13 protein-coding genes are annotated in these 13,938 nt (G+C 64.1%); 5 read left to right on the top strand and 8 right to left on the bottom strand.

What is annotated here, in order from left to right; genetic code table 11:
- Positions 1-24 precede the first annotated feature (24 nt).
- Positions 25-462 (top strand): nuclear transport factor 2 family protein, encoded by a 438-nt coding sequence (locus A5790_RS19500; protein ID WP_066847900.1) that lies wholly within the window; start codon positions 25-27, stop codon positions 460-462.
- Here the strand turns inward: A5790_RS19500 and A5790_RS19495 are convergent.
- Together A5790_RS19495 and A5790_RS19490 are read right to left on the bottom strand one after the other, a co-directional pair.
- Positions 452-1,348, bottom strand: coding sequence for a TIGR03619 family F420-dependent LLM class oxidoreductase (locus A5790_RS19495; RefSeq protein ID WP_066847897.1), 897 nt, complete (start codon positions 1,346-1,348; stop codon positions 452-454). The genes A5790_RS19500 and A5790_RS19495 overlap by 11 nt on opposite strands.
- Positions 1,349-1,362: 14 nt before the next feature.
- Positions 1,363-2,481 (bottom strand): acyl-CoA dehydrogenase family protein, encoded by a 1,119-nt coding sequence (locus A5790_RS19490; RefSeq protein WP_066847894.1) that lies wholly within the window; start codon positions 2,479-2,481, stop codon positions 1,363-1,365.
- Positions 2,482-2,678: 197 nt separating this feature from the next.
- Between A5790_RS19490 and A5790_RS19485 the strand changes: the two genes are divergently transcribed.
- From A5790_RS19485 to A5790_RS19470, 4 genes are read left to right on the top strand one after another with little or no spacing between them, the layout of a single operon-like run.
- A complete protein-coding gene (locus tag A5790_RS19485) occupies positions 2,679-3,872 on the top strand; it encodes an amidohydrolase family protein (protein WP_066847891.1) in 1,194 nt (397 codons plus the stop codon).
- Between the two features lie 6 nt (positions 3,873-3,878).
- On the top strand, positions 3,879-4,865 hold the full coding sequence (locus A5790_RS19480) for an acyl-CoA dehydrogenase family protein (RefSeq protein ID WP_066847888.1): 987 nt from the start codon (positions 3,879-3,881) through the stop codon (positions 4,863-4,865).
- The gene (locus tag A5790_RS19475; RefSeq protein WP_066847885.1) at positions 4,862-6,061 is read left to right on the top strand and encodes an acyl-CoA dehydrogenase family protein; all 1,200 of its coding nucleotides are present in this window, start codon (positions 4,862-4,864) and stop codon (positions 6,059-6,061) included. The genes A5790_RS19480 and A5790_RS19475 overlap by 4 nt, the downstream gene beginning before the upstream one ends.
- Positions 6,061-7,596: a class I adenylate-forming enzyme family protein gene (locus tag A5790_RS19470; RefSeq protein WP_066847882.1), complete on the top strand. Its 1,536-nt coding sequence runs from the start codon at positions 6,061-6,063 to the stop codon at positions 7,594-7,596. Before A5790_RS19475 ends, A5790_RS19470 begins: the two co-directional genes overlap by 1 nt.
- Before the next feature lie 96 nt (positions 7,597-7,692).
- Here A5790_RS19470 and A5790_RS19465 read toward each other — a convergent pair whose 3' ends face one another.
- The 6 genes from A5790_RS19465 to A5790_RS19440 all read right to left on the bottom strand — a co-directional run bounded on the left by A5790_RS19465 (position 7,693) and on the right by A5790_RS19440 (position 13,912).
- The gene (locus A5790_RS19465) at positions 7,693-8,871 is read right to left on the bottom strand and encodes an amidohydrolase family protein (protein ID WP_066847879.1); all 1,179 of its coding nucleotides are present in this window, start codon (positions 8,869-8,871) and stop codon (positions 7,693-7,695) included.
- Between the two features lie 224 nt (positions 8,872-9,095).
- Entirely contained in the window at positions 9,096-10,280 is a 1,185-nt protein-coding gene (locus A5790_RS19460; protein ID WP_066847875.1) for a sulfotransferase, read from the bottom strand.
- A 12-nt stretch (positions 10,281-10,292) separates the two neighbouring features.
- Positions 10,293-11,042, bottom strand: coding sequence for an SDR family NAD(P)-dependent oxidoreductase (locus A5790_RS19455; protein ID WP_066847872.1), 750 nt, complete (start codon positions 11,040-11,042; stop codon positions 10,293-10,295).
- Positions 11,039-12,283 carry an alkyl sulfatase dimerization domain-containing protein gene (locus A5790_RS19450; RefSeq protein ID WP_066847870.1) on the bottom strand — a complete coding sequence of 415 codons (1,245 nt, stop codon included), beginning with the start codon at positions 12,281-12,283 and terminating at the stop codon, positions 11,039-11,041. The genes A5790_RS19455 and A5790_RS19450 overlap by 4 nt, the downstream gene beginning before the upstream one ends.
- Positions 12,284-12,419: 136 nt before the next feature.
- Positions 12,420-13,430 carry a zinc-binding dehydrogenase gene (locus tag A5790_RS19445; RefSeq protein ID WP_066847866.1) on the bottom strand — a complete coding sequence of 337 codons (1,011 nt, stop codon included), beginning with the start codon at positions 13,428-13,430 and terminating at the stop codon, positions 12,420-12,422.
- Positions 13,427-13,912 carry a VOC family protein gene (locus A5790_RS19440; RefSeq protein WP_066847864.1) on the bottom strand — a complete coding sequence of 162 codons (486 nt, stop codon included), beginning with the start codon at positions 13,910-13,912 and terminating at the stop codon, positions 13,427-13,429. Before A5790_RS19440 ends, A5790_RS19445 begins: the two co-directional genes overlap by 4 nt.
- Between the last annotated feature and the right edge of the window lie 26 nt (positions 13,913-13,938).

Genomic DNA, 13,938 nt, shown 5'->3' with positions numbered 1-13,938 from the left:
AACTGTGTTTACATCGGAGGAGAAATGGACACCTGGGAGCTCGAGGTTCGAGAGTCGGTTCGGCAGACGTTATCCGACTACACCGCGGCCACCGATCGGTTCGATCTCCGTGCGCTGGCGCAGTGCTTCGAGCCCGACGGCGTCCTCGAGTTCAGCGGTGGTGACGAGCCGCTGAAGGGCCCCGAGGCGATCGAAGCGGGTCTCGGCGCAGCCATCGCCGGGGAGCCGGATACCGCGCGCCCAGCGGTGTCTCACGTCCGCCACCATGTATCGAGTATCCGGTTCGGGCAGGTGGCGCGCGATCGCATCGAAGTGAGCAGCTATTTCGCCGTGCACACAGACATCGGACTCGACCATTGGGGCCGGTACCGAGACGTCCTGGTGCCCCGCGACGCCCGATGGCTGTTCGCGCACAGGCGCATCAGTGTCGACGGGTTTGCAACGGGAAGCCTTATGCGATGAATTCCTTGGCGAACGCCCGCGCGTGATCGATCACCTCGGCGCGATCGGCACCCTGAGGGGCGATGGTCAGCCACGTCACGCCCATGGCTTCGAGCTTCGCGATGGTGGCGTGCCGTTCGTCGGAGGACTTGCTGTCGTCGAGCAGGTTGCCCGCAGAGAAACAGATGTCCAGCGGCTCGGTTCGACCGACTTCAGCAGCGTATTTCTTCGCCCACACGATCGCGGCTTCCAGGTCCTCGATGGAGGAGATCTCCGCGGTTCGTGACGCCGCCGCGTAGCCGAACGTGTTGAACGGGGCCCAACCCTGGGCGCGAGACACCGCGCGACGCACGGCAGGCTTGCTGTTCCCGCCCACCCAGACGGGCGGGGCTGCAGGCACCGGGCGCAGGCGGACACCGCGCGCGGCGAACGATGTCCCTTCGTAGGCGACGTCATCACCGGTCATCACGTGGCTTAGAACGTCGAGCGCCTCATCCAGCAGCGCACCTCGGGCGTCGAAATCGATTCCGAGCGCTCTGAACTCCGGTTTCAGATAGCCGGCGGCCGTGCCGAGGATGAAGCGGCCGCCGGACAGGACGGCGAGGCTCTGAATCGACTTCGCACCCAGGAACGGGTTGCGATAGGCGGCGATGTAGACGTTGGTCAGCAGTTTCACATCGGTGGTGGCCGCGGCGGCGAACGAAAGCGCGACGAACGGATCAAGGGCGTGGTGCCCGCCGTGGTCGAGCCACTTGGCATCGGGTGCCGGGTGGTCGGTGACGTGTACAGCGGCGAATCCGCTGGACTCGGCGGCGCGCGCGATCTCGGCGATCGCTTCGGCATTGACGAACTCCGATGCCTCCTCCACCCGCTGAGTGGGGAGTTCAAGCGAATATGAAACGGTCACGGTCGTCCTTCCGGCTAGTGGCTTGATGATGTGACGAGGTCCGCCAGGCGTTGTGCGTGGTAGGCGGGGGTACCGAAGATCAGTTGGCTGGCCTTCGCGCGACGGACGTAGAGGTGTGCGTCGTGCTCCCAGGTGAATCCGATGCCGCCGTGGATCCGCATGTTGTCCAGCGCCACCTGAAGAAACGCTTCCGAACAGGCCATCTTGGCCACCGAAGCCGCCACCGCCTGCTCCTCACCCTCGGACAGTCCGGCGGCGTGCCGCACGGCCGATCGCGCCCCCTCGACCAGCACGAGCATGTCTGCGCACCGATGTTTGACGGCCTGGAAGCTGCCGATGGCACGGCCGAATTGGATGCGTTCTTTCGCGTAGCCCACGGCCATATCGAGGCAGCGCTGCGCCGCTCCGACTTGTTCTGAGGCCAGGGCGATGACGGCGACCCGGTATGCGCTCTCGAGGGCGGCCGCGGCGGCGCCGTCGGTGCCGATGAGCCGCGCGGCGACGCCGTCGAAGCTCAGCTTGGCGATCTTGCGTGTCCGATCGAGCGTCGTCAACGGTTCGCGGCCCAGCCCGTCGGCGTCCCCGTCCACCGCGAACAGCGAGATGCCTGAAGCTGTATTTGCCGCAACGAGAACGGTATTCGCCGTGTAACCGTCGAGGACCCGTTCGGCGACTCCGTCGATCCGGCTGTGGCCGCCGTCAGTGCGTGCCGTCAGCGTGACGGCGTTCGGCTCCCACGCGTCGAGGGTTCCGTTCAGAACGACGGTGGCGGTCCTCGATCCGACGACAAGTTCGGGTAGATACTCCCGCATTGCGGCCGCGTCACCGCTGGCGAGAAGCGTCGGGATCGCGAGCGCGACGGTGGAGAAGAACGGGGCGCACAGCAGGGCCGCGCCCATCTCCTCGAAGACGACCGCAAGTTCGGGCAGGCCCGCGCCCGCGCCCCCGAACTCCTCGGGCACGGCGATCGCTGCCAGGCCGAGGTCGGCGGTCAACTCGCGCCAGACCCGCTCGTCATAGCCGGGCTGAGAATCCATCGCGGCTCGAACGGCGCTGCTCGGCGACCTGGCGGTGAGGAAATCGCGGACTGCTGCGCGCAGGTCGTGGTGATCGACCGCCTCAGCGGTGGACATAGATACCTCCCGCCGCGGCGAATACCGTTGCTGCAGTCATCTTTTCCTTCCGCACTGACGCGGTGAACCTCTCCTGGGGCGAATGGTCCAACGGAGACGACATCGGATCGAGACAACCCCGGATAGGCATTCTCGATCGAGGATAGTATCTTTTCCTGAAAGAGAGAATAATCATTCTCGCACGAAGGGGCGGCGCGGTGACCACCATTGATTACGGCATTTTCGACTGCGACACGCACTGCTATGAGACGCGCGATGCTTTCACCAGGTACCTTCCCGCGGAGTTCAAGGACCGTGCCATCACGACCGTGCGGGGGGCCGACGGCGTTGAGGTGATTCTCGCCGGTCACCGCGTTGCGACGTTTAACAGCGAGGGCGGCCTCGGTCTGGATGTGGCGTACCGCCCCGGTTCGCTGAAGGAGATGCTCCGCCAGATGGGGTCGGGTAACCCCGAGGAGTCCTACGAGCCGCAACCCATGCAGCCGGAGTACGTCGAACGTTCGGCGCGGCTCGCGGTGATGGCCAAGCAGAACGTCGAACGGATGGTGATCTATCCGAGCGGAATGGCACTGGCCGCCGAACACTACGTCGACGACACAGCGGCGCTGTACGCGAACCTGCGGTCGTTCAACCGCTGGATCGACGACGAATGGGGCTTCGACTTCGAGGGCCGCATCTATGCGACCGCGCTGTTGTCTCTGCGCGATCTCGACTCCGCGATCGCCGAGACCGAGGCGATCATCGCTGAAGGTGCGAAGTTCGTGATGCTGCCGACCGGGCCCGCCTACGGGCGGTCGCCGGGCGATCCGTATTTCGACCCGGTCTACGCGCGGCTGCAGGAAGCCGGCTGCGTGCTCGTGTACCACATCATGCCGTTCTGGTACTTCAACGCGATCTCGCCTGCCTGGGGGCATAACCCCGACCCGGCGTCCTGGCACATGTCGGCGTGGCAGTGGATGAACATCTACGGTCAGCGCCCGATCGAGGACACGCTCTCAGCGTTGATCTTCGACAATCTGTTCGGCCGCTTCCCGAAACTCAACGCGTTGGTCGCCGAGCACGGCGCCGAGTGGGTGCCATTCTTTCTCAAGCACATGGACAAGAGTCGCGGCATGGGGCGCAACGGCCCATGGATCGGAGGCAAGCTGACCGAGCGGCCGTCCAGGATCTTCCGACAGCACGTCCGCGTCGTGCCATACCCCGAGGACGACATCCCGGGCATCGTCTCCAGCCTGGGGTACGACGACGTGTTGGTGATGGGTTCGGACTTCCCGCACGCCGAGGGGTTGGCCGAACCAGCGGACTTCCTCAAGCTCCTCGACCCGCTCGATGACGCGGCGAAGCGGCGCATCATGCGCGACAACGCCGAACATCTGCTGCTGCGGAGCTGACCACCGGTGGGCACTGAGGGAGATGCCGCCCTCGACGATGCGGCCGACATCGAACTGGTACGTGGCGCGGCGCGCGACTTCCTGGCCGGGTGCGGAACGCACGACTCCCTCAAAGACCTCGCGGCGATGGACTGGACAGGGCTGCTGGTTGACGAGGATCTCGGCGGCAGTGGGTGGCGTCCGGTTGAGACCACGGTCATCGCCGAGGAACTCGGACGCTCGGGAAACTCGACACACTGGCTCGGCAGCGTCACGGCCGCTGCGGCACTGAGTTCGGCGCCGCCGCGGATGCGTGATCGGTGGTTGCCCGCCATGCTCGACGGCACCGGTGCGGCGGCCTGCGCCCTCGCAGCTGATGTCACGCGTGTCTCGGGCGCCAATTCGGCGGACATCATTGTCGCATTCGGTGGCAACGGGATTCAGCTGTTCGAGGCGGCGAACACACTGCCGCGGGAAGCCGACGAAGAGTTGTTGGACGTCAACCGACCGGTGTGGCGTGTCGACCTCTCCGGAGCACAGAGCGTTCCCATCGGCGGACCCGAACGAGCGGAGCAACTACTCGCACTGGCCAGAATTCTGCTGAGCGCGGATTCGCTCGGTACGCTATCGGCCACCTTCGACCGGCTGGTCACCTACCTCAAGGAACGGATCGCCTTCGGTGCACCGATCGCGAGTTTCCAAGCGGTGCAACACCGTTTGGCGGAACTGTCGGTGTTCGAGGCCAAGGCCCGCGCGGTCCTCACCAAGGCCGCGCGCGCGCTGTCCTCCGATACCACCACGAGCGACGCGGTGACCCTGTCCGTCGCGGCGCATTCCTTCATCGCGGCGAACGCCACAGCGGCGGTCGACGAGTGCATGCAACTTTCGGGGGGTATCGGATTCACCTGGGAATACCCGCTGCACCATGAATTGCGCCGGGTTTTCACGAACGCGTGTCTACTCGGCACCGCGCGGTCCAGCCGCGCATTGTTTGCCGATAGGGTCGGCTGGTGAGCGCCCCGCAGATTCGGCCCACAGAGGCCGAATTCGCCGAGTTCCGCAACCGCGTCAGGGCACACATCGCTGAACATGCACCACCGTTCGAGGCCCGAGAGGGGCGCCGGGCACCGGAGACGGCCGAGCAGGAAGCCCTGCTGCGCACGTGGTTCGCCTCGCTGTTCGACGCTGGATTCATCGGTGCGGACTGGCCCGTCGAATACGGCGGCCGTGCCGATCACCACCCACTGCACGATCGGATCGTCTCCGAGGAGATCCTGCGTGCCCGCGCCCCGCGCCCCGTTGATCAGGTCAACCTGGCCTGTCATGTGCTGCTGCATTTCGGGTCCGAAGAGCAGAAATCCGCTCTGCTGCCGCGGATCCGGAGCAGCGAGCACGTCTGGTGCCAGCTGCTCAGCGAGCCCGATGCCGGCAGCGATATCGCCGCGGTGCGCTGTAAGGGCGCGCATCGGCCCGACGGGTCATGGGTGATCGACGGGCAGAAGACGTGGATCACCGACGGGCACTGGGCCGACATGGGCCTGGCCCTGATCCGCACCGACCCGTCGTCGTCGCGTCATCACGGACTGTCCGCATTCATCGTGCCGTTGGACTCACCGGGCATCGAGATCCGCCCGATCCGCACGATCAACGAGGCGATCGAGGTCAACGAGGTCTTCCTCGATGATGTGACCATCCCTCCCGACAGCCTGATCGGAGAGCCTGGCCAGGGCTGGTCGATCATCATGGCGGGCCTGGACTTCGAACGGTTCGGCATCGGCGGCAACGTCATCCTGCTGGAACTTCTGATCGACGATCTGGTCACAGTGGCCCGTCACGGTCGCATCGACGACAAGCCGGCCCTGCAACACGCCGACATCCGGCACCAGGTCGCGGAGTTGGCCGTCGAGGTCGAGGTGGCGAAAGCCTTCATCGACGACCATGTCGAACGCCTGGTGGCCGGCGCCGAGCAGACAGGCGACGGTTCGATCGCCAAGCTCAGTTTTGCCGAGACGTATCACCGTGTTTCGGCCTACGGCGCGCAGCTGTCGACAATGGTCTGCACCGTCTCCGCCGATTCGGATGTGGCGCTTGCCAAACAGCGTCTGAAAGAATGCTGGCTATGGTCCCGTGCATACACCGTGTCCGGTGGCAGCTCTGAGATGATGCGCAACATCCTGGCCAAGCGACGCCTGCTGCTGCCGACTCGCTGATGGCGCAAACCTATTGGGGTCTGATCCAAGCGGCGGCTCAGAACCACCCCGACCGCGTCGTACTCGCCGACGACTACGGTCGCAGCCTGACGAACAGCCAGTTGCACGATGCGGCGGAGCGCACCGCCGCCGGGTTGTTCGAACGTGGAGCCACCAGAGGCACCGTGGTGACGTGGCAGTTGCCGACCACCCTCGAGACGATGGTCGTGATGGTGTCCCTGGCCCGTCTTGGCGCGGTCCAGAACCCTGTGTTGCCGATCTGGCGCGAGAGTGAAGTCCGTTTCGTCACTGCGCAGCTCGGTTCCGAGGTCATTATCGTTCCCGGTGTGTGGCGCGGATTCGATCATGTCGCGCTCGCCGGCGAGTTGATACGCGAGCGGCCGATGACGATCGTGGTGGTCGACCACAGCGCGCCGATCACCGGGAAACTCCGCCTGCCGTCGGGTGATCCGGCGCTTCTGCCGGCGCCGCCGACGGACGCCGAGGAGGCGCGGTGGGTGTACTACTCGTCGGGCACGACCGCGGCCCCGAAGGGTATCCGGCACTGTGACCGCTCGGTGATCGCCGGGTCGGCCGGGGTGGTGGGCATGTTCGGCGCCTCGAACAGCGACATCAACCCCATCGCGTTTCCGGTCTCGCACATCGGCGGCGCCGCGATGCTGGCCGCCAGCCTGTTGACCGGTATGCGCCTGGTCCTGTTCGACACCTTCGATCCGGTCCACACTCCGAAGGCAGTCGCCGCGCACGGTCCGACGATGCTCGGTTCGGCGACCCCGTTCTTCGTCGCCTACATGGCGGCGCAGCGGGAACATGGTCCCGAACCGCTCTTTCCCGATCTACGCGGGTGTGTCGGAGGAGGCGCGCCGATCACGCCCGAGTTGGGACGCCAAGCGCGCGAAACGCTTTCGGTGGCGGGGATCGCGAACTCGTGGGGTCTGACCGAGTTTCCGGTGGTGACCTCGCCGCCGCCGGACGGCGAACCGGAGGTTCTCGACCACACCGTTGGACGGCCGGTGCCGGGGGTCTCCATACGCGTGGTCGACGAGAACGAGCGCGAGGTAGGTGTGGGCGAGGAAGGAGAACTGCGCCTCAAGGGGCCCCAGTGCTTCCTCGGCTACGTCGATGCATCGTTGGACGCGGATGCATTCGACGACGACGGTTGGTTTCGCAGCGGTGACCGAGGTCGGATCGACGATGACGGCAACGTCGCGATCACCGGGCGCATCAAGGACGCCATCATCCGCAACGCGGAGAACATCTCAGCGCTCGAGATCGAGGGCGTCTTGGCCAGCCATCCAGCTGTTGACGACGTCGCGGTCATCGGGGTGCCGGACCCGCGCACCGGCGAACGGGTGTGCGCCGTCGTCGTGGCTCAACCCGGCACCGAGGTGACGCTGTGCACGCTGGCCGAGCACTGCCGGGAACAGGGTCTGAGCATGCACAAGTGTCCGGAGAGCCTGCGGCTGGTGGAGGCGTTGCCGCGCAACCTCACAGGCAAGGTCTTGAAGAACGAGTTGCGCGCACGCTTCGGATAGCCGCGTTGACTCGCCCGCTTCGCCGCCGGGAGACTGCATCCGAGCTGCATCGGTATCCATCAACCCGCTAAGCCTCGAACGCCGGCGACGGCCGGTCTAGATACCGATCAGCTCCTTGAGATTTCGGCCCATGATCCGTGTGGTGGTCTCGGCCGGCAGGTTCTGGAGTTCCTTGACGAAATCCGCTGGTTCGGCGAGGCCCTCTGGATGCGGATAGTCCGAACCGAACATCACGCGGTCGGCACCGAGGATCTCTATGAGGTGCGACATGTCTTCCTCATGGAACGGGTTGACCCAGACGTGCCTGCGGAAGACGTCGCTGGGATGCTCGCTGAAGTCGTACGGCCGCTTGTGGTACACGCGGTCGAAGACGTCCAACAAGCGGTGCGCCCAGGAGCCCCCGTTTTCGATCACCCCGATGCGTACCCCGGGAAAGCGCTCGAACACGCCGTGAGCGATGAAGGCGGCGAGGGTGTCGAAGATGTTCCGGCTCTCCTCGTAGATGAAGCCCCGTAGCTTGCTCAGCGCGAATCCGTTGAACTCCGCCGGGTCCTCCCAGTCGTCGACGTAGCGCTCGTAGCCGGAGTCCGAATTGTGCATTTGCACCGAGATGCCCGAAGACTCGACCAGTCGCCAGAAGTCATCGAACTCGGGCAGAGCGGCCGAGCGCGACGTGCCGTCTTCGCGCGGTACCGGGGCCGGACGGATCAGTACCGTCCTGGCGCCGTTGTCCAGGCACCATTCGAGCTCCTTCACACCCAGTGCGGGATCGTTGAGCGAGATAGCGGGGACGGGGAAGATCCGGTTCTGGTAGTTGAACGTCCAGTCTTCGAGCAGCCAGCGGTTGAACGCATGCGTGACCGCGTGGGTGAGCTCGGTGTCCGACTTCGTGCGCTCCTCAAGCATGCCCGCTGTGGTCGGGAACATCACCGCCCCGTCGACGCCCTGACGGTCCATCAATGCCAGACGCAGGTCGGGGCGGCGGAACTCGTCGGGACACCGGATGGGCTCGGCCAGCTCCCGCAGCGTCTTGCCTTCTGGATTTATGCCCCGAAAGTAGTCGGCCCACGCGCCGGGAGTGGGGATCACCTCGTAGGTCGGATTGGGGATGGTCTCGGTGATGACACCGAGGATCTGCAGCTTCTTACGGCCTTTGACGTCGACGAACTTCAGGGCTTCCGAATACTTCTCAGGCAGGTAGCGCGTGTAGGCGTCGATGGTCTCGTACATGTGGTTGTCGGCATCCCACACCTCGTATGCCTTGGGCTCGGTCATCGTCAATTCCTCTCCGATCGCTGTGTCCGGCGGTCAGGCCGCCAGGGTCGGCAGCGATATCTATCCAGCAAAGGCGCTCGTCATGCCCGATGGCAATGACATTATCCTAAAACGAGAGGATACATTCTCGCACTGGAACGTTCGATCGTAGGGCTATGCGCAAGCCATTCCGCGGCTTCCGGGAGCAGTGTGATAGACGTCAGCGGGTCGCAGCGGAACAATCGTCACGCTTTAGCTTCCAGTTCGATGGGGAAGGTCTCGAGGTACTCGGCGAACGTCGGTTCGAGCGCCTTCACGGTCAGCGAATACTCATCCAAGCTGTAGGTGTTGGTGCCGTAGTGATCTTGGGGATGAGCCGCGAGCCAGGATCGCATCCGGCGCTCGGTGTCTTCGGTGAGCGGATCACCCGTCCAAGCGTAGATGCGCCGCATGACATCGAGCGGGTCGCGCATCATCTCTGAGTAATACATATGAAAGAAGCGGTCGTCGCCGATACGGCTGCGTGCCCGCAGCGGCCTGTCGACGTGGTAGGACATCTGCCACTGAGCCTGTCGGCCCATGTCCGCGAAATCAATCGAATCAGGTAACAGCGTCAGCTTTTTCGGCAGCTTCCAGAGATTGGCCAACGATCCGGTCGCGCGGTAGGGGTCGCGGTGCGCCCAGATGAGCCGAGCGTCGGGGAACACCTCGAGCAGTGACTCGATGTGCACGGAGTGGGACGGCATCTTCAGACTCCACGTTCCCGGCGCGGCGGACTGGAGCACCTGGAGATATCGCTTCTGATATTCGTAAGTGGTCGTCATGTCCGCCTCGTCGAACAACCACTCCGCGTACCGCGACGTCTTCATGAAGGCATCCCACGACAAGCCCTTGAAATCCTGGTTGTGGATGAACATGCACTCGGTGGGGCCGTCCGCGTCTTCCCAGTGCGGGACGGACATGTGGGCGCTGCGCAGTGCATTGAGCAGCTGGTTTTGCTCCTCGACCAGCGCCAGACATCGCGGGTCGGTGCGCAGGGTGTCGCTGGTGGCCGGGGGGATCGGGTGGACACACTCCCAATGCAGCAGCGAACGCCGGGTTGGATCCTGATCGAGCAGGTAACTGATCACGGTGGTACCCGTGCGTGGCATGCCCAAGACGAAGATCGGACGCTCGACAGGCTCGTCGAGGACCTTCGGGTGTTTCTCGGCGTAATCATCCACCGTGAGGCGACGCGCGAGCGCTTTGACGCAGTTGTCGATGATGTAGTCCCGACCATGCGCGCTGAACGCAGTCGAGGTGGCGAGTTCGTCGAGCATGATGTCGAGTCCTGGGCGCCACGACTCGGACTGCGCTTGCGAAACTCCGGTCGCGTCAATGGCAAGGCACAGCACATCTTCTGACGTTGTCACATGATCGAATTTGCTCAAGATGGGTGCTCCCTAGACGGTCAAGTAGCCGCCGTCGACGGCAACAGTGGTTCCGGTGATATAGGACGCAGCGTCGCTGCAGAGGAAGAGAACAGCCGGCGAGATTTCTTCGGCGAGGCCCATTCGGTTCATCGGCGTGTGCCGCATCTCCACCTCGAGCGCTTCGGGGAAATCGGCGACCGGCGCCGTCATTCTCGTTTTGATCAGCCCCGGCGCTACGGCGTTGACGCGGATGCCGTCAGCGACCCAGCGTCGCGCGAGGTTCTTGGTGAAGGCCACCATGCCGGCCTTCGACGAGCTGTAAGCAGGCACCAACACGGCGGAGACGAACGCAGACATGGACACGATGGATACGACGCTGCTACCGCCCGCGAGCGTGCTCGCCCGCAGCCGTTCGTGACATGCCATGGTCAGGCGCATGTGCGCAAACATGTTGACGGCCACCGAACCCGCGTATCCGTCGGGATCCCACTCGTCCTTCTGGGCCGCGTAGGGTGCACCTCCGTTGTTGACCAAGATGTCGAGATCGCCGAGCGATTCGGCAAGGGCGTCTATCGAGCCGGTATCGGACTGCTGGCACTGGACGAAGGTCAGGCCCGTGAGATCGACGTCGGGATAGTCCGACGCATCGGCTCGCGTTCCGGTGACGGTGACCTTGGCGCCCGCGGCGGCGAAGTCGGACGCTATGGCGTAGCCGATTCCGCTGGTTCCTCCGGTGACCAAGACGTTGGCCCCGGTGAAGTCGAATTTGATCGAATTCATTCGGTGGCCCTCAATTCGTCGATGGTCTTGGTGATCCAGGCTCGTTCCCAGAAGTTCTCGGTGCTCGCGAGTAGGGCGTGGTGGGCATCTATGGCGACGGCTCGTGCCTCCGCATGGCCCGGCTCGGTCTCCAACACGATGTCGGTCAGCTGCAGTGCGGACAGTGGTCGGTCCTCGGCGACGTGCGCACGAGCCGCCTCCACGAGCGGTTCTATGCCCGCTATGCGCACAACGTCCTCGGCCACGGCCATCGGCGCAATCGTGAACAGCTCGGTGGTGGAACGGTGTTGGAACCAGCCGGCGTACATCTCCCAGATGGCGCGGACGTTCCACGGCGTTCTTCCATAACCTTCGCCCACGTCCAGATCGGCCGGCACACTCACAGTGCGCATCGCCGTGTATAGGTCTGCGCCACTGGCCATGAGCTCGATGGTCCGGTCGTGAACAAACTGCATGGCGTCTCGCATGGCCGTGACCTCCTCGGCGATGCGGTCGACACCCTCGATGGGGTCGAAATGACCTGTTATCAATCGATCCGGTGCGTAGTCGAGCACGGTGGTGAGCGACTCGATGTAGAGAACGGGGTCGCGATAGCGGTCGCCACGGATCGTCATGAGGTTCGGTACATGACCGAACAAAGGACCGAACAGATTGCCCGTGAACAGGATCCGCTCTTCTGGTAGCCAGACGACCAGCGCGTCGGTGGTCTCACCGCCCGGTGTCCACGCCAGTTCGATGCGACGACCGCCGATGGTCATCTCGTGGCGCCGGTCGAACGTGGTCGTCGGCTCGATGAATGACGGGTCGATGTCCGCCGGGTCCGTCGTCTCGAAGTATTCCAGCGCTGCGGCAATGAACTGGGGGAATGCGAAGGAGGCCTTGGCGCCGCGGTAGCCCATTAGTCGGGTGTTGTCATCGCGCCAGTACCGGTAATTGGAGTGCATCACCAGATCGGTGCCGGATTCGCGAAGCGCGTTGACGCCGCCCCAGTGGTCCGCGTGACCCTGCGTGATGACGATTGCGCGGGTAGGCCCCGACACCTCAGCGAACGCCTTCTTGTGGCGTTCACCCTCGAAAAACGTGCCGCAGTTGATGATGACGCGACCGTCATTGGTGCCAAGGGCATACGAGTTCGAGATGCCCGGAGACATCCACACGTCGTCGCCCAGAGCGGTGGCGGGATTGCCAGTGGCCACCGCAAGGGCATCGACGCCGGGTCTTTCGCGATGGATGCCCACCATGTGATCTCCTCTTCGTCTTCAGAGTTTTTGCATGTGAACGACAATGGCCATCAACCGGCCGACCCCGATGCAACACAGCGCTTTGAGCCGAACCACGGACCCGTATTGGTCAGCCCCAAGATGGTCGCGCGCAACGTCAGGGGAACGTCACGACGACCTTGTCCGCGGCACCGGCGGTGGCCGCCAGCCGCAACGCCTCCTCGACGTCATCGAACGGAATTTTGTGGCTGACGATGACGGCGTACTTCTGCCAGTTGGCAACCAGATCCTTTGTCACTTCGAAGATTTCGTCAGGGTACCCACAGGATCCGACGATCTCGATTTCATTGCCCATCACGTTGAGCAGCTCCACCGACACGGGTTCCTTATGGACGCCCACGATCGTCAAGCGCGCACCCCGCTTCGCCGCCGACAGCACGGTGTCGACGACGGCTTTCGCGCCCGCCGCGTCGAGGTAAACATCGGTGCCGACCCGACCGCCGAACAGTGACTCGCCCTCGCCGTGCAGTTCCAGCAGGCGAGCGACGACGTCCTCCTCGGAGGGATTGATCACGGCGTCGGCGCCAACTTGCAGCGCCTTTTCGAGACGGCCGGCGATCGGATCTACGACAATCACGTGGCCCACGCCAAGTGATTTGAAGGCCAGTATCGCACCGAGGCCCACCGGTCCGGCACCGAAGACGACGACCTTGTCCCCGGTTCGGGGGTTGCAGCGATTGGCGCCGTGTAGGGCGACGGCCATGGGCTCGTTGAGGGCTGCGACCTCCCACGGCACGTGCTCGGGTATCACCTCGAGGCTGCGTCCTCGCACCGCGTTCTCGATGAGTAGATACGGCGCCAACGCCCCTGTGGTGCCGCCGTTTCCGATAATGCCGCTCGGCGCGCTCATCGGGTTGACCACGACGTGATCCCCGACCTGGATGCCTGCGACTTGCGCGCCGACCTCGACGACCTCACCCGCGGGTTCGTGGCCCAGAGGCATGCGACCCTCCACGGGTGGAACTCCGCCCATGGATATGTAGATTCCGTCGGACCCACATACACCGCAAGCCCGCATGCGCAACAGGACGTCGTTCGGCCCGGTTTGCGGCTTCGGAACATCGATCAACCCCGTCTCGCCGACGGCGATGACTGTCGCCTGCTTCATGGGATCGACCGATCGCCGTCCACGCGTGCGGGTTGGGTTTCCCCCATGCCGAAGAAGCTCTCCATTACGGGCTGCATCACGCGGTTGACGAGTTCGATCCGCGGACCGATCGGCCCTTTGCAGTACGCCCAGAGCGTTTCGCCTTCGGGGGTCAGACCCCGGCCCTCGACAATAAAGTGACTTCCTCGCAGTGTCGCGATGTCGTCATCGATGTCGTCGGACCAGTATCCGAGGTGGTGTAGGCCCGAGGTCGAAGGGGTCCACACGGTGTTGGGAACGGCCTGGACGAGTTCCAGTCGTGGTTCGCTCAGCGAGAACGCCAGCCGCAAGGGGACGGTCTCGTCCCGGCCGTCGATTTCGACCGTCTGCTCCACCTCGATAGTCTCAGTCCACCGGTGACCGACTACGTCGGTGAGAAATGCCATCTCGGCATCAAAGTCTTCGACGACGAGCCCGCAGTGGTACAGATCATCTGCCTTCATTCTCGTTGTCCTTCTTCCATATTCGT

This window comes from Mycobacterium sp. 852002-51152_SCH6134967 (assembly GCF_001667105.1).
Taxonomy (GTDB): Bacteria; Actinomycetota; Actinomycetes; order Mycobacteriales; family Mycobacteriaceae; genus Mycobacterium; species Mycobacterium neumannii_A.
Note: the sequence above shows the minus strand (reverse complement) of the source record. Positions and strands in the feature narration are given on the sequence as shown.